Annotated in this window: 13 protein-coding genes; 11 read left to right on the plus strand and 2 right to left on the minus strand. The window is 74.8% G+C overall.

Translation table 11 applies throughout. From position 1 onward, the window contains the following. The first annotated feature begins 151 nt into the window (after positions 1-151). The 5 genes from hutU (at position 152) to QK442_RS32380 (ending at position 6,618) form a co-directional block, all read left to right on the plus strand. Positions 152-1,903, plus strand: coding sequence for a urocanate hydratase (gene hutU, locus QK442_RS32360; protein ID WP_282697676.1), 1,752 nt, complete (start codon positions 152-154; stop codon positions 1,901-1,903). Then, a complete protein-coding gene (locus tag QK442_RS32365) occupies positions 1,900-3,111 on the plus strand; it encodes an allantoate amidohydrolase (protein WP_282697677.1) in 1,212 nt (403 codons plus the stop codon). The genes hutU and QK442_RS32365 overlap by 4 nt, the downstream gene beginning before the upstream one ends. Then, positions 3,108-4,487 carry a formimidoylglutamate deiminase gene (locus tag QK442_RS32370; protein ID WP_282697678.1) on the plus strand — a complete coding sequence of 460 codons (1,380 nt, stop codon included), beginning with the start codon at positions 3,108-3,110 and terminating at the stop codon, positions 4,485-4,487. Before QK442_RS32365 ends, QK442_RS32370 begins: the two co-directional genes overlap by 4 nt. Before the next feature lie 132 nt (positions 4,488-4,619). Continuing rightward, positions 4,620-5,807, plus strand: coding sequence for an imidazolonepropionase (hutI, locus tag QK442_RS32375; RefSeq protein WP_282697679.1), 1,188 nt, complete (start codon positions 4,620-4,622; stop codon positions 5,805-5,807). Between the two features lie 76 nt (positions 5,808-5,883). Next, positions 5,884-6,618: a hypothetical protein gene (locus QK442_RS32380; RefSeq protein WP_282697680.1), complete on the plus strand. Its 735-nt coding sequence runs from the start codon at positions 5,884-5,886 to the stop codon at positions 6,616-6,618. A gap of 18 nt (positions 6,619-6,636) precedes the next feature. Here the strand turns inward: QK442_RS32380 and QK442_RS32385 are convergent, their stop codons facing one another. Next, positions 6,637-7,275 carry a phosphotransferase gene (locus tag QK442_RS32385; RefSeq protein ID WP_282697681.1) on the minus strand — a complete coding sequence of 213 codons (639 nt, stop codon included), beginning with the start codon at positions 7,273-7,275 and terminating at the stop codon, positions 6,637-6,639. Between the two features lie 133 nt (positions 7,276-7,408). On the opposite strand from QK442_RS32385, the gene QK442_RS32390 reads away from it, so the two are divergent. From QK442_RS32390 to QK442_RS32415, 6 genes are all read left to right on the plus strand, one after another. Continuing rightward, on the plus strand, positions 7,409-8,485 hold the full coding sequence (locus QK442_RS32390; RefSeq protein WP_282697702.1) for a GNAT family N-acetyltransferase: 1,077 nt from the start codon (positions 7,409-7,411) through the stop codon (positions 8,483-8,485). 28 nt (positions 8,486-8,513) lie between these two features. Further along, positions 8,514-9,800: a glycosyltransferase family 2 protein gene (locus tag QK442_RS32395; protein ID WP_282697682.1), complete on the plus strand. Its 1,287-nt coding sequence runs from the start codon at positions 8,514-8,516 to the stop codon at positions 9,798-9,800. Next, on the plus strand, positions 9,797-10,606 hold the full coding sequence (locus QK442_RS32400) for a polysaccharide deacetylase family protein (RefSeq protein WP_282697683.1): 810 nt from the start codon (positions 9,797-9,799) through the stop codon (positions 10,604-10,606). The genes QK442_RS32395 and QK442_RS32400 overlap by 4 nt, the downstream gene beginning before the upstream one ends. 113 nt (positions 10,607-10,719) lie before the next feature. Then, on the plus strand, positions 10,720-12,684 hold the full coding sequence (locus QK442_RS32405) for a hypothetical protein (RefSeq protein WP_282697684.1): 1,965 nt from the start codon (positions 10,720-10,722) through the stop codon (positions 12,682-12,684). A gap of 51 nt (positions 12,685-12,735) precedes the next feature. After that, complete coding sequence (locus QK442_RS32410; protein WP_282697685.1) at positions 12,736-13,179, plus strand: hypothetical protein; 444 nt, start codon at positions 12,736-12,738, stop codon at positions 13,177-13,179. Next, positions 13,176-14,237 (plus strand): glycosyl hydrolase, encoded by a 1,062-nt coding sequence (locus tag QK442_RS32415; protein ID WP_282697686.1) that lies wholly within the window; start codon positions 13,176-13,178, stop codon positions 14,235-14,237. Before QK442_RS32410 ends, QK442_RS32415 begins: the two co-directional genes overlap by 4 nt. 9 nt (positions 14,238-14,246) lie before the next feature. Here the strand turns inward: QK442_RS32415 and QK442_RS32420 are convergent, their stop codons facing one another. Then, complete coding sequence (locus QK442_RS32420) at positions 14,247-16,259, minus strand: lipopolysaccharide biosynthesis protein (protein ID WP_282697703.1); 2,013 nt, start codon at positions 16,257-16,259, stop codon at positions 14,247-14,249. Positions 16,260-16,299 lie beyond the last annotated feature (40 nt).

Genomic DNA, 16,299 nt, shown 5'->3' on the forward strand with positions numbered 1-16,299 from the left:
GTGGCGGGCCTGGCGGCGGGAGGCCATGCCCTGGTCCTGACGGGCCTTTCCCGGCGCGTCACCGGGGTGTCGGCAGGCCCCGCCCTGTTGACTACAACTATTCATCAGGTCAGGATGTGAATATCTGGACGACATTCGAGGAGGCATCGCCATGTCAGGACCCCGCCCACCCGTCTCCCACCACCGCCCTCAAGCGGGGCCCTCCGGGCCGTCCCCTCGTCTCGTACGGGCCCCGCGCGGTACGGAACTGAGCGCCCTGGGATGGCAGCAGGAGGCCGCCCTCCGGATGCTGCAGAACAACCTGGACCCCGAGGTCGCCGAGCACCCCGACAAGCTCGTCGTCTACGGCGGCACCGGCAAGGCCGCCCGCGACTGGCGCTCCTTCGACGCCATGGTCCGCACCCTGCGCACCCTCAAGCAGGACGAGACGATGCTCGTCCAGTCCGGCCGCCCCGTCGGCGTCATGCAGACCCACGAGTGGGCGCCGCGCGTCCTCATCGCCAACTCCAACCTGGTCGGCGACTGGGCCAACTGGGAGGAGTTCCGGCGCCTGGAGCAGCTCGGGCTCACCATGTACGGCCAGATGACGGCCGGCTCCTGGATCTACATCGGCACCCAGGGCATCCTCCAGGGCACCTACGAGACCTTCGCCGCCGTCGCCGCGAAGCTGCATTCAATTGGTAAGGGAGGGGTCGGCGGCAGCCTCGCCGGGACGATCACCCTCACCGCCGGCCTCGGCGGCATGGGCGGCGCCCAGCCGCTCGCCGTGACGATGAACGACGGCGTCGCGATCTGCATCGACGTCGACCCGCGCGCCATCGAGCGCCGCATCGAGCACCGCTACCTGGACGTGAGGGCCGACGACCTCGCCCACGCCCTCCGCCTCGCCGTCGAGGCCCGCGACGCCCGCCGCCCGCTCTCCATCGGCCTCCTCGGCAACGCGGCCGAACTGGTCCCGCAGATGCTCGCCGAGGGCGCGCCCATCGACATCGTGACCGACCAGACCTCGGCCCACGACCCGCTGTCCTACCTCCCCGTCGGCGTCGCCTTCGAGGACATGGCCGACGCCGCCGCCAAGGACCCGGCCGGGTTCACGCGGAAGGCGCGCGAGTCGATGGCCAAGCACGTCGAGGCCATGGTCGGCTTCATGGACGCCGGCGCCGAGGTCTTCGACTACGGCAACTCCATCCGCGGCGAGGCCCAACTGGCCGGTTACGACCGCGCGTTCGCCTTCCCCGGCTTCGTCCCCGCCTACATCCGCCCGCTGTTCTGCGAGGGCAAGGGCCCGTTCCGCTGGGCCGCCCTCTCCGGCGAGGCCTCCGACATCCACAAGACGGACAAGGCGATCCTCGACCTCTTCCCGGAGAACGAGTCCCTGCACCGCTGGATCAAGATGGCCGGCGAGCGCGTCCACTTCCAGGGCCTCCCGGCCCGCATCTGCTGGCTCGGCCAGGGCGAGCGCGACAAGGCCGGCGCCATGTTCAACGACATGGTCGCCGACGGCACCCTCGCCGCCCCGCTCGCGATCGGCCGCGACCACCTCGACTGCGGCTCGGTGGCCTCCCCGTACCGCGAGACCGAGGCCATGCTCGACGGCTCCGACGCGATCGCCGACTGGCCGCTGCTCAACGCCATGGTCAACGTCGCCTCCGGCGCCTCCTGGGTCTCCATCCACCACGGCGGCGGCGTCGGCATGGGCCGCTCCATCCACGCCGGCCAGGTCTCGGTCGCCGACGGCACGGCGCTCGCGGGCGAGAAGATCCGCCGCGTGCTCACCAACGACCCCGGCATGGGCGTCATCCGCCACGTCGACGCCGGTTACGACATCGCCGAGCGGGTCGCCGACGAGCGCGGCGTCCGCGTCCCGATGCGCGAGGGCGACGCCGAGGAAGGCTCCGCGTGAGCGAGACGTTCCACGCCATGTGGCGGTCGCTGCGGCCCATCGGCCGCAGCGCCGCCTCGGGCGGCTACCGCCGCTACGCCTGGACCGGCGCCGACGCCGACTGCCGGCTCTGGTTCCGGATGCAGGCCGAGGCCCGCCGCCTCGACGTCGAGACCGACCGCAACGGCAACCAGTGGGCCTGGCTCGGCGACCCCACGGCCGGCGACGCCGTCGTCACCGGCTCCCACCTGGACTCCGTCCCCGACGGCGGCGCCTTCGACGGCCCCCTCGGCGTCGTCTCCGCCTTCGCCGCCCTCGACGAACTCCGCGCCCGCGGCGCTTCCTTCAAGCGCCCCCTCGCCATCGTCAACTTCGGCGACGAGGAAGGCGCCCGCTTCGGCCTCGCCTGCGTCGGCTCCCGCCTCACCTCCGGCCAGCTGACCAAGGAGAAGGCGTACGAGCTCCGCGACGCCGACGGCATCTCCCTGCCGCAGGCCATGGAGGCGGCCGGCCACGACCCCGAGCGGATCGGCGCGGACCCCGAACGGCTGGCCCGCATCGGCGCCTTCGTCGAGCTCCACGTCGAGCAGGGCCGCGCCCTCGACCTGACCGGCGACCCCGTCGGCATCGCCTCCGCCATCTGGCCCCACGGCCGCTGGCGCTACGACTTCGCGGGCGAGGCCAACCACGCCGGCACCACCCGGCTCGTCGACCGTCGCGACCCCATGCTGACGTACGCCGAGACCGTTCTCGCCGCCCGCCGCGAGGCCGAACTCGCGGGCGCCGTCGCCACCTTCGGCAAGATCGCCGTCGAACCGAACGGCGTCAACGCCATCCCCTCGCTCGTCCGCGGCTGGCTCGACGCCCGCGCCGCCGACCAGGAGTCCCTGGACGCCGTGGTCGCCGGCATCGAGACCGCCGCCCGCGACCACGCCGCCAAGCACGGCACCGACCTCGCCGTCGTCCGCGAGTCCTTCACCCCGGTCGTCGACTTCTCGCACGCCCTGCGCGACGAGCTGGCCCGGATCCTCGGCGAGAAGACCCCCGTCCTCGGCACGGGCGCCGGACACGACGCGGGCATCCTGTCCGCCTCCATCCCGACCGCCATGCTGTTCGTACGGAACCCCACGGGCGTCTCGCACTCCCCGGCCGAGTTCGCGGCCGAGGACGACTGCGTGGCGGGCGTCCGCGCCCTCGCCGACGTACTGGAGGAGCTGGCGTGCCGATGACGCCGACGACCTACTGGCTGGAGCACGCCTGGCTCGGCGTCCTCCCCCAAGCTCTCGGCTCCGCTCGAGCAGGGGGGACCCCCATCGAGCCGGGCGTCGCCCTGGACGTGTCCGGCGACGGCCGGATCACCGCCGTACGGACCGGGGTGGAGGCCCCGCCGCCCGGCGCCGTCGTCCTGCGCGGGTTCACGATCCCGGGCCTGGCGAACGCCCACAGCCACGCCTTCCACCGCGCCCTGCGCGGCACCGTCCAGGTCGGCGCCGGCACCTTCTGGACCTGGCGCGAGGTCATGTACGCCGTCGCCCAACGCCTCACCCCTGACAGCTACTTCGCGCTCGCGCGAGCCGCGTACGCCGAGATGGCGCTCGCCGGCATCACCGCCGTCGGCGAGTTCCACTACCTCCACCACGCCCCCGGCGGCACCCCCTACGCCGACCCCAACGCCATGGGCGAGGCCCTGATCGCGGCGGCCGGAGAAGCCGGCATCCGCATCACCCTCCTCGACACCGCCTACCTCTCCGCCGGCTTCGGCGCCGCTCCCGAGCAGCACCAGCTCCGCTTCTCCGACGGTACGGCGGAGGCGTGGGCCGAGCGGGCGAGCGCGCTGAAGGACCGGGACGGCGTACGCGTCGGCGCGGCGATCCACTCGGTGCGGGCCGTCCCCGCGGACCAGCTGTCCACTGTCGCCCGCTGGGCCGAGGAACGCCGGGCCCCGCTCCACGTCCACCTCTCCGAGCAGACCGCCGAGAACGAGGCCTGCCACGCAGCCCACGGCGTCACCCCGACCCGGCTCCTCGCCGACCACGGCGTCCTCGGCCCGCGCACGACGGGCGTCCACAACACCCACATGACGGACGCGGACATCGCCCTCATCGGCGGGTCCGCCACCGGCACCTGCATGTGCCCGACCACCGAACGGGACCTCGCCGACGGCATCGGCCCCGCCGTCGCCCTCCAGCAGGCCGGCTCCCCGCTCTCCCTCGGCAGCGACAGCCACGCCGTCGTCGACCTCCTGGAGGAGGCGAGGGCGATGGAGCTGAACGAGCGGCTGCGGACCCGGACGCGCGGCCACTGGACCGCCGCCGCCCTGCTCCGCGCCGCCACCGCCGACGGCCACGCGGCCCTCGGCTGGGAGGACGCGGGCCGCCTGGAGCCGGGCGCACTCGCCGACTTCACGACGCTCGCGCTCGACTCGGTCCGCACGGCGGGCCCCGCACCGCGCCTGGCGGCGGAGACGGCCGTCTTCGCGGCGACCGCGGCCGACGTCCGCCACGTCGTCGTCGGAGGCCGGACCGTCGTCCGCGACGGCGCCCACGTCTCCGTACCGGACGTGGCACAGGCCCTCACGGACGCGATCGCCGCGCTGAGGGACTGACACCCAGAGTCGCCCGGTTGTGCCCCCCGTTCCGCAGGGCTGGGGGTCCCCCCTCTGGGGGAGGGTGGGCACGAACCGGCCCACCGGCCCACCGGCCCGCACCACCCCCGCCCGCCCCCACCGGAGAGCACCTTGACGACCACGGTCATCACGAACATCGGCAGCCTGGTCACCAACGACCCCGCCCTCGGCGACGGCTCCCCCCTCGGCCTCATCGAGAACGCCGCCCTCGTCCTGGACGGCGAGACGGTCGCGTGGGCGGGCCCGGCGGCCCAGGCCCCGACGGCGGACCGGCAGGTCGACGCCGGGGGCCGAGCCGTCGTCCCCGGCTTCGTCGACTCCCACTCCCACCTCGTCTTCGCGGGCGACCGCACCGCCGAGTTCAACGCCCGCATGTCGGGCCGGCCCTACAAGGCGGGCGGCATCCGCACCACGGTCGCGGCGACACGCGCCGCGACCGACGCCGAACTCTCCGCCAACGTGGCCCGCTACCTCCGCGAGGCCCTCCGCCAGGGCACGACGACCTTCGAGACGAAGTCCGGCTACGGCCTGACCGTCGAGGACGAGGCCCGCGCGCTGCGGATCGCCGCCGAGCACACCGACGAGGTGACGTACCTCGGCGCGCACATCGTCTCCCCGGACTACGCCGACGACCCGGCCGCCTACGTCGGCCTCGTCACCGGCGAGATGCTGGACGCCTGCGCCCCGTACGCCCGCTGGGTCGACGTCTTCTGCGAGGAGGGAGCCTTCGACGGCGACCAGGCCCGCGCGATCCTCGCCGCGGGCAAGGCGAAGGGCCTCCACCCCAGGGTCCACGCCAACCAGCTCTCGTACGGCCCCGGCGTGCAGCTCGCGGTCGAGCTGGACGCGGCGAGCGCCGACCACTGCACCCACCTCACGGACGCCGACGTCGACGCGCTGGCCTCCGGGAACACGGTCGCCACGCTCCTGCCGGGCGCCGAGTTCTCCACGCGCGCCGAATGGCCGGACGCCCGCCGCCTCCTCGACGCGGGCGTGACGGTCGCGCTGTCCACGGACTGCAACCCGGGCTCGTCCTTCACCTCGTCCGTCCCGTTCTGCATCGCGCTCGCCGTCCGCGACATGGGCATGACCCCCGACGAGGCCGTCTGGTCCGCCACGGCCGGCGGCGCGGCGGCCCTCCGCCGCACCGACGTAGGTCGCCTCTCCCCCGGCGCCCGCGCCGACCTCGCCGTCCTCGACGCCCCCTCCCACGTCCACCTGGCCTACCGGCCGGGCGTGCCGCTGGTGAGCGAGGTGTGGCGCGCGGGCGCCCGACGGTACGTCAGAAGTGACGGCTGACAGCTCACTTGCCCCAAGCGGGCGTTGAGTACGGGTACTCATGTGGGCGGCCCCCGGCCGCCCGCATGCTTCCCCCATGCGAACCCCGAAGCGCCGCCTCGCGCACACCGCCCTGACCCTCACCCTCGCGACCGCCGCCGCCCTCACCCTGGCCGCCTGCGGCACCGAGGGTGCAGACCCGAGCGTGGTGGTGCCGGGGAAGGCCGCGCACGCGCAGTCGTCGACGTCCCCCTCGCCCTCCCCGACGAGGTCGCTCCCGTCCGACGCACTCGCGCAGAGCTCCGACCCGGAGCTGCGGTTCCTCGCCCTGATCGGCCGCGTCCTGGACGGCTGCGCCCCCGGCGGTCTGCCGGACCCGCCCGAGGTCCCGACCGAGGAGCCGGCCGACGGCCAAACGCCGCCCGAGCCGCTTCAGCCGACGGAGCCGCCGCGGGGCCTCCCCGAGCCCCCGCCGTCGTCCCCCGAGCCCGCCAGGACCGGTCCCGTCGACGAGGTGCCGCTGACCCCCCTCGACCAGTGCACGGGCAAGGCGCACGCCGCCCGCGTCCAGGAGGCGTTCGCCGGCGCGGCCCCGGCCGACCGCACGGCTCTCGGGGAGAAGCTGGCCACCCTGGACTACCCGCCGTCCCGCATCCACCCCATGCCCGACCACGAGGGCGCGCCCCGCGTCCGCCTCGACCTCCGCTTCATGGGGAACAACCTGGTCCTGGAGGTCACCGGCACCCGCGACGGCGTGCTCGCCGAGCCCTTCGGCGCCCCCGAGACGGAGGACGTGAAGAGCTCCGAGGTCCGCCGCAGGCCCACCTCCTGAGGCCGGGGCCCCGGGGACTCACCCCACCAGGTTCCGTACCAGCCCCTCCGCCCGCCCCAGCGCGGCGACCTCCCCCGCCGTCAGGTTCGGATCGGCGGCCCGGCGGGTGCGGGCCTCCGCCAGGAGGAGCGGGCCGGGTGCCGCCGCGAGGAGGGCGGCGAGGCCGCCCCGCGCGCCGGGGGCGTACGGCTCCTCCGAGACGGCCACCTCCGCCAGGAGCAGCGCCGACATGGCGCGGTCCAGGCCCGGATCGGCGCCCTCCTCCGCCGTACGCCAGTCGATGACGACCGGCCCCCGGTCCTCGGTCAGCATCACGTTCCCCGGGTGCAGGTCCAGGTGCACCACCCCGCCCGGCAGTGTGTGCAGCCGGTGCAGCAGGTTCGCCAGCAGGGCCCCGGCCGGCTCCGGCTCGTACGCGCCCGCCAGCAGGGCGTCCAGCAGGGACGGGCCCGTGAGGCGCTCCAGGACCAGGTCCGGCCCCGCCGCCTCCCGTACCGCAGGGACCGGGTAGCCCGCCCCGGCGAGGCGCGCCATCAGACGCGCCTCGCGCTCCGCGTCGCCGCCGTCGCGGTAGCGGCGCAGCACCCAGCCGCCGTCGTCGCCGCCGACCTCGTACACGTCGGCGGAACGCCCCCGCCCCACCAGTCGCCCGGTCACCCTCGTCCCCCTCCGTGATCGAAACGCCGAGTATGCCTGCCGAGGAGCGGTTCGGACCGGTACCGTCCTGTCCTGGCAGTGCTCGGGGGATGACCGGGGGGTCGGCTAGGTGAGTGCTTGGCGTGTGCGGGACGTGCGGATCGTGCGTCCGAGTGAGCTGGGCGAGCGTGAGATCGGGGCGTGGCGGGAGCTGAGGGCCAAGGCCGGGGCGCCCGCGAACCCGTTCATGGAACCGGAGTTCACCCTCGCCGTCGGAGCCGTACGGCCCCGCGCGCGGGTCGCCGTGTGGTGGGAGGACGGCGAACCCGTCGGCTTCCTCCCGTACGAGAAGGGGCCGTTGGGGCGCGGCACGGCCATCGGCTTCGGTGTCTCCGACAGTCAGGGCGGGGTCTTCCGGCCCGGACTGCGGCCCGGAGCACGGGCGTTGCTGCGGGCCTGCGGGCTCGTCTGCTGGGAGTACGACAACCTGGAGACCGGGCAGCCCGTCTTCGAGGGCGCCGCCGAGGAGTCCTTCGCATCGCCCGTCATCGACGTCGGCGAGGGGTACGCGGCGTACGAGGCGCTGCTGCGCGTCCAGTCGCCGAAGTTCCTGCGGACCACCCTCGCGAAGGAGCGCAAGCTGGACCGGCAGACCGACGGCGGGCTCCGGTTCGTCTTCGACGAGCGCGACCCGGCGGCGCTGCGCACCCTCATGGAGTGGAAGTCCGCCCAGTACCGCCGCACCGGGCGCGGCGACCGCTTCGCCCAGGAGTGGATCAGCACCCTGGTGCACCGGCTGCACGCACACCGCACGCCCGGCTGTTCCGGCGTCCTGTCCGTCCTGTACGCCGGTGACCGGCCGGTCGCCGCGCACTTCGGGCTGCGGTCGGCGACCGTCCTGTCGTGCTGGTTCCCGGCGTACGACCCCGCCTTCGCCAAGTACTCCCCGGGGCTCGTCCTCCATCTGCGGATGGCCGAGGGCGCGGCGGCCGCCGGGATCGGGCTGCTCGACCTCGGGCGCGGCACCGCCGAGTACAAGGACTCCCTGAAGACCGGCGAACTCACCGTGTACGAAGGGACGGTCACCCGCCCCGACCCGCGCACCGCCCTCCACTGGCTCCGCCGCGAACCCGTCCGCGCCGCCCACGCCTACGTCCGCGCCCGGCCGGCCCTCGCGGCCCGCGCCCGCCAGGCCCTGAACACGGCCGCCCGCCTGCGCGGCGACCGCTGACCGCGCGCACGCCCCTGAGGGAACCCCGATGAACCAGCAGTCCGCCATATCCGTCGCCGAGCTGGACCTCGGCGCCGCCGGGCCCCGCCTCCGCCCCGCCCCCGGTGCGCCCGCGCCCGTCCCCGGTGACGTCTACGCCCTCGTCCGCGTCGACGGCCGCCCCGCCGCCACCGTCCTCGGCCGGTACGAGGAGGGCGAGGACCCCGCCGAGGCGCTCGCCGCGCTCGCGGCCGGGCGACTGGCCGAGGCGGGTACACCGCGCGCCGACGCCGAACGGCTCGCGGCGGCGGAGGGGCAGCAGCCGACGGCCACCACCCCGCCCCCGCCCCCCGCCTCCGTCGTCGTCGCCACCCGCGAGCGCCCCGCCTCCCTCGCCCGCGCGCTCGACTCGCTGCTCGCCCAGGACCACCCCGACCACGAGCTGATCGTCGTCGACAACGCGCCCCGCACCTCCGCCACCCACGACCTGGTCACGAAGGAGTACAAGGAGTACGCGGACCGCCTCCGGTACGTGCGCGAGGACCGGCCGGGGCTCGCCGCCGCCCACAACGCCGGGGTCGCCGCCGCCGGCGGCGAGGTCCTGGCCTTCACCGACGACGACGTGATCGCCGACCCGCGCTGGCTGAGCGCGCTCGCCGCGCCGTTCGCCGCAGACCCCGGGCTCGGCTGCGTCACCGGCCTGATCCTGCCGGCCCGGCTCTCCACCCCCGCGCAGATCCTCCTCGAATCCCACGGCGGCTTCGCCAAGGGCTTCGCGCCCCGCCTGTACGACCCGGCCCGGCCGCCCGCCGACGAGCCGCTGTTCCCGTTCACGGCGGGCAGCTTCGGCTCCGGCGCCAACATGGCCTTCCGGGCCTCCGCGCTCCGCCGCGCGGGCGGCTTCGACCCGGCCACCGGCACCGGGACTCCGGCGAAGGGCGGCGACGACCTGTACGCCTTCGTCGCCGTCCTCGCCGCCGGGCACCGGCTCCGCTACACGCCCGACGCGCTCGTCTGGCACCACCACCGCGAGACCTGGCAGGACCTGCGGAACCAGGCGTACGGGTACGGCGCCGGGCTCACCGCCTACCTCACCGCGACCCTGGTCCGCCGCCCCGCCCTGCTGCCCGCGCTCCTCGCCCGGCTGCCGCGCGGCCTCGCGCACGCCCGGACCATGACCGCGCGGAGGGGGGAGGGCGACGGCGGGGTGCCCGGCGAGCACGGCACCCGGCACCACCCGTGGCCCGCCTCCCTCTCCCGCCTGGAGCGGCGTGGCATGCTGTACGGTCCGGTCGGCTACGCCAAGGCCCGTATCTCCGGGGGAGGTTCACGATGAGCGGCGCCCCCGCGCACACCCGGATACCCGTCCTCCTCTACCACCCGGTGATGGACGACCCGCCCGCCTGGATCGCCGAATTCACCGTCACGCCCAGGCAGTTCGCCTCCCACCTCGACGCGATCACCGGCAGCGGCCGCACCCCGCTCACCGTCGGCGCGCTCGTCGGACACCTCACCGCCGGGACCCCGCTGCCGCCCCGGCCCGTCGTCCTCACCTTCGACGACGGCTTCGCCGACCTCGCAGGACCCACCGCCGAGGCGCTCGCCGCCCGCTCCCTGCCCGCCACCGCCTACCTCACCACCGGCGCCCTCGCCCCCGGCCGCCCCTGTCTCCTGCCGCCCGCGCCGATGATGACCCTGGCGCAGGCACCCCGCCTGGAGGAGTACGGGATGGAGGTCGGCGGCCACACCGTCAGCCACCCCCAGCTCGACACCCTCCGCCCAGCCGCCCTCCGTCGCGAACTGCGCGACTCGAAAGCAGAGTTGGAGGACGTCCTCGGGCGCGAGGTGCTCCACCTCGCCTACCCGCACGGCTACAACAGCCCCGCCGTCCGCCGCGCCGCGAAGGCCGCCGGGTACGCCTCCGCCGTCGCCGTCCGGCACGCCCTCAGCTCCCGGACCGACGAACTCTTCCGGATCGCCCGGCTCATCGTCCGCCGCGACCACACCGCCGCCGACGTCGAGACCTGGATGGAGGGCCGGGGCGCCAGGGCCGCCCCGTACCCCGACTCGCTCCCCACCGTCGGCTGGCGGCTCTACCGCAGGGCGCGGGCGCTGGTGAAGGGGCCGGAGTTCGCGGGCTGAGCGAAACCGGCAAGATCGACAAGGCCCGTACACAAGACGGGAGTTGTGGAGCCGACAGAACCGAAGTACGTTCCTTTGCTTCGTCGGAGGGGACAGTGGGGGGAGAGGGCCTCGTGCAGAAGCAGGGACCAGGACCGGTGACCGACGGCGTACCCGCCCAGACGGGCACGCCGCCACACGACGGAACACCAGCGGGGACGGAGCCCGAAGCCGCATCCGGAGCCATACCCGGAGCCGTCTCCGGAGCCGCGCCCGAAGCCCCCGCCCCGGCCCGTCCGGGTTCCGCCTCCGAACGGCTCCGCTCTCCCGCCGTCCGCACCCTCGGCCCGCTCCTCCTCCTCGCCGCCGGGCTCTGGCTCTGGGCGCTGCCCCGCATCGACTTCCGGCACATCGACGGGTTCGGGCTGCTCGACCGCTTCCCGGCCGCCTTCTACGCCACCCTCGCCGTCCTCACTCTCGGCTTCGTCCTCAGCCTCCGCCGGGCCGGCACCTCTCCCGCCTGGCCCGCCGTCTACTGCGCGGCCATGCTCGTCGCCCTCAAGGCGCCGCCCGCCGTCCTCTACGACACCGTCCGCTACGCCTGGGCGTCCAAGCACGACGCGATCATCAGCCGGCTGCTCGCGGAGGGCACCGTCCACCCCGGCACCGAACTCTCCGGCGGCATGTCCGCCTACGACCAGTGGCCCGGCTTCTTCGCCCTCGACGCGGCCCTCGTCCGCGCCTTCGGCGTGGACGCCGCCGCCTCCTTCATCAACTGGGCGCCGGTCGCGCTCGGCCTGCTCACCCTGCCCGTCCTCGTCCTCGTCTACCGCACCTTCAGCGACGACTGGCGGCTGGTGTGGACGGCGGTGTGGATCTTCCAGCTCGCGAACTGGGTCGGCCAGGACTACCTCTCCCCGCAGGGCTTCTCCTACCTGCTCCACCTCACCGTCCTCGCCGTCGTCCTCCGGCACTTCGTGCGGCCCGGCTCGGCCGGCCGGCTGCGGGACCGGGCCGTCCTCGACCCGGCGGCCGCCGCCGTGCCGCCGGCCACCTCCGTCCGGCAGCGGTTCGGCGCGGTCCTCCTCCTGATCCCCCTCGTCGCCGCCATCAACGCCGCCCACCAGCTCACCCCGCTGATGCTGTGCGTGACGCTCGCGGCGCTCTGCCTCACCCGCCGCTACCGCAACCTCGGCCTGCTCGCCACGGCCGGCGCCCTCATGCTCACCTGGTACCTGACCATGGGCCGGGAACTCTTCCTCACCACCCTCTCCACCCTCGGCGAGAAGCTGGGCGATCTGCTCGCCAACTCCCGGCCCGGCTTCGCCGGTGAGCCCACGGGCCCCGGACCCGAGCTCGTCGGCAGCGCCAACGTCCTCATGATCCTCGTCCTCGGAGGGCTCGCCACCGCCGCCGTCCTGCTCCGCCGCAGGCTGGCCCGCAGCGCACTACCGCTGATCCTCGCCGCCGCCGCACCCGCCCCGCTGGTCGCGGTCAACGACTACGGCGGCGAGATGATCTTCCGCGTCTACCTCTTCGGCCTGCCGGGCGCCGCCTTCTTCGCCGCCGCCGCGCTCGTCCCCGCCGCCGGGGCGGCGAGCCGCGCCGCACGCACCGCGCGCCGGGTCGTGACCGTCGCCCTGCCGCTCACCCTCCTCGCCATGCTGGCCGGCTTCCTGCCCTCGTACTACGGCAAGGAGGGCATGCACTACGCCCCGCCCGCCGAGACCGCGCTCACCCGCCGCGCCCTCGACCGGGCCCCCGAGGGGGCGCTGATCCTCGCCGCCACGGGAGCCTTCTCCGACGCGTACTACCGCTACGACCGCTACGAGCGCTGGTTCTTCACCGAGCAGGAGGTCGACGAGAACCTCCGCATGCTGAAGGACCCGGCCGGCTACCTCGCCGGCGGCATCCCCGCCGGGCGGCCCGCCTACGTGATCCTCACCCCCACCCAGGCCGAGGCCGTCATCGGCGAGGGTTATCTCCCGGCAGGCGGCTTCGACACCCTGATCACCGCCCTGAAGGAGTCCCCGCTCTTCACGGTGGTGGAGGAGGGCCGGCCCGGCATCGTGCTGCGCTACACGCCCACCACCGGCTGAGAACCCCGACACCCCGCTGTGCGACCGACCGACCGAAGGAGCAGGTACGCCATGGCCCTCCCGCGCTTCGCCACCGCCCCGCGCAGAGCCGCCCTCGCCGCCTCCGGCTGGGTCGCGCTCGCCGCCACCGCCCTGCCCGGCGGCTCCCCCCTCCGCTGGATCCCCGTCCTCGCCTTCGTCGGGCTCGCGCCCGGCCTCGCCCTCCTGACGCCCCGCCCCACCGGCCCGCGCCCCGGCACCCGCCTGGAGGTCCTCGCCCTCGCGGCCCCGCTCAGCCTCTCCCTCGCCACCCTCACCGCCACGGGCCTCTTCCTCGCGGACGCGTTCAGCACCGGCGTCTTCCTGGGGATCCTGGCCGCCTTCGTCACCGTCGTCGCCCTGCTCCCCGGCGTCCCGCTGCCCGCCGCCCTCCCCGGCGCGGGCGAGCCCGAGCCAGCCGGCTCCGCAGGACCGGCCTTCCGGTTCCGCACCCGCGGACGAGGTGAGAAACGGTGACCCGGCGGCACGCCCGGGACCGGGCCACCGGCCGCATCGCGGTGGCGCTCGCCGCCGTCGGAGCCCTGACGGCGGGAATCGGCGTGTGGGCCGCCCTCACGGAGGACGACGGACGCTGCCTCCCGGACGCCCGGCTCGTGGCGCCCTGCGGGGCCTGGTGGGGCGCGTACATCCCGTACGACGAGGACAGTTCGCTGACCCGGCCGGTGTACGCCTTCGAGGAGAAGATCGGCCGCAAGCTCGACCTGGTCTACACGTACCACGACATGTCCGGGAGCGAGGCCGACGGCGAACTGCTCACCCCCGACGAGGTCGAACTCGGCCGTGACCGGCTCCTGATGCTCGCCTGGGAGTCCACCGTCTGGACCGAGAAGCACCACGCCAACTGGACCGAGAAACAGCTCGGCTGGAAGAACATCGCCTCCGGGCGGTACGACGCCGAGATCATCGACCCGCAGATCCGCCGCATCAAGGCGTACGGCAAGCGGGTCTTCCTCTCCTTCGACCAGGAGGCCGACTTCCGCATCCCGGAGGGTGCCGGAACCCCGGAGGAGTACGTGGCCGCCTACCGCCACCTGCACGACCGCTTCCGCGAACTCGGCGCGACCAACGTGGTGTGGGTGTGGACCGTCTCCGGCTGGACCGACAACGCCGACACGATGAAGGCCCTCTACCCCGGCGATGCCTACGTCGACTGGATCGGCATGGACCAGTACAACTACTACCTCTGCCACAAGTCGCCCGACTGGCTGGACTTCGAGAAGAGCCAACGCCCGTCCTACGACTGGCTCCGGAAGAACATCTCCGACCAGAAGCCCCTCATGCTCGCCGAGTTCGCCACCGCCCCCGACCCCCAGCGCCCCGAGCGGCAGCGCGACTGGTACGCGCGGATCCCCGAGGTCGCGCCGAACCTGCCGGAGGCCAAGGCGTACGTCCACTGGAACCGGGCCGTGCCGGGACCCGGCTGCGACCTCACCGTCGACTCGGGGCCGGGCCTTGAGGGTTACAAGGTGGCCGGTCAGGCGCCGTACTTCAAGCAGCCCTTGCCGCGCCGCTGAACGGGGGCCTCAGGGGCGTCGCAGGCCCCGGATCGCGTACGCCGCCATCGTGAGGCCGGTCAGGCCGAGGAGCATCGGGAGCGGGGCGGCGGCGAGGGGCTGCTGCGCCGCCCAGCCGGCCCACACCAGGACCCACACCGCGCCGGCCGTCGCCCGGCCGCCCGCGCCGAGGATCCGCAGCAGCACCGCCGCCAGGAGCAGGCACAGGCCCTGCGCCGCCACCGGCGCGAGCCACGACGCCGGGCCCGTGCCGAGAAGTTCGGCGCCCGGGCCCGCGGCCGGCGGCGGGAGCAGGCCGAGGAGCGGCGCGGCGGTGTGCAGGGCGAGGAAGGTGGCGAGCAGCACCGCCGCCGCGTACGGGCCGCGGAAGGCGCGTCGGCCGACCGCCGCGCCCTGGAGGGCGACAAGGGCCAGACCGGCCACCAGCGCCGGCACCGGCAGCGCGGTGAGCAGGGCCGTACCGGAGAGCCGGGCCGCGTCGAGCGGTCCCGCGACCGCGAGCGGCAGCCAGAAGGCCAGGGCCGCGGCCCCGAGCAGCGCCCAGAGGGCGGGGGCCGACCAGTCCCGCGCGGGGGGCGGCGGTGTGCCGCGTACGGGGGCGCGCGGCCGGGGAACGTACACCGGGACGCCGAACGCGGGCGTCACCGTGTCGGTGGCACCGGCGGCCTGCCGCGCCCAGGTGGTGCCGTAGCCGTCGTCGTCGGGGGGCTGCACAGGGTCGGGGACCCCCGCGCCCCGCCCCTTCAGCACCGCCCGCAGCCCCGGCACGCACACCAGGGCCATCACCGTCATCCCGCCGAGCACCGCCATCCCGGCCCCGCCGATGCCGAACGGGCCGAGGAGGACGGCCGCGCCGCCGAGCACCAGGACGCACATGCCGCCCTGCACGACGGCGAGCATCCCGGTGCGGCCCTGGACGCGGAGCACCCCGATGTACAGCTCCACCGCGACCCGGGGGAGCGCCCCGGCGGCCAGCAGCCGCAGCACCAGGGAGCCGTTGTCGGCGTAGCCCTGGCCGAAGGGGGTGAGGATCAGCGGGGCGAAGAGGACGAGGACGAGGACGACGGGGACGAGCAGCAGCGTCATCCGGCGCAGCGCGCCCCGGACGCCCTCGGCGAGGGACTCGGGGCTGTGGGAGGCGTGCGCGGTGAGCGAGGAGGCCATGTTGATGGCCATGAACTCCATGGTGCCGCCGACGGTGTACGCCGTGTAGAAGAAGGCGTTGTGCGCGGCGTCGAAGCGGACGGCGACCATGACCGGCAGCAGGCTGATCATGAGGAGGCTGAAGAGGGCGCCGACGGCGTCCCCGGCGACGAAACGGCCGATCTCGCGGTACGAGGGCGGCTCGCGGTCCCGGTCGGCGCGGGCCTGCCGGGGGATGAGCCGGCGGAAGACCAGCCAGCCGAGCGGGACCGTGGAGAGGGCGATCGCCGCCGCCCAGGAGACGAAGACGCCGAGGACGGGCAGGGCGGCGGCGAAGACGACGAGCAGCACCAGCTTGCCGACGGAGAAGACCGCGTTGCCGACCGGTACCCAGAAGGCCTTCCGCAGGCCGGTGAGGACGCCGTCCTGGAGGGTGAGCAGCGCCCAGCCGACGGAGGTGACGGTGAAGAAAAGGCCGGCGGAGAGGGTGCCGAGCGGGGCGTACGAGGGCCCCCACCAGTCCAGGGTGAGCAGGAAGATCCCGGAGGCGGCGGCCACCACCACCGTGGAGAGCAGGTAGAGGCGGGCCACGAGCGGGCCGGTGGCGCGGCCGGCCCGGGGGACGTAGCGGACGACCGCGCCGGAGAGGGTGGTCGCCGTGAGGGAGGCGAGCATCCGCTGGGCGGCGATGGCGGCGGAGCCCTGGCCGACGGCCTCCTCCGTGTAGTAGCGGGCGGCGACCAGCCAGAAGCCGAGACCGAGGGCGGCGGAGACGCCGGTGGAGAACATCAGGGCGTAGGCGTTGCGGAAGAGCGAGTCCCCGCCGCCGGACGAGTCCTCGACGTCGGCCTTCGCCTCCGAGGCACCGGCGCCGGGCACCTCCGGGGCGTCCGGGGCCCCCGGCTCTGTGCCCCGTGCC

The organism is Streptomyces sp. CC208A, from assembly GCF_030010625.1.
GTDB lineage: Bacteria > Actinomycetota > Actinomycetes > Streptomycetales > Streptomycetaceae > Streptomyces.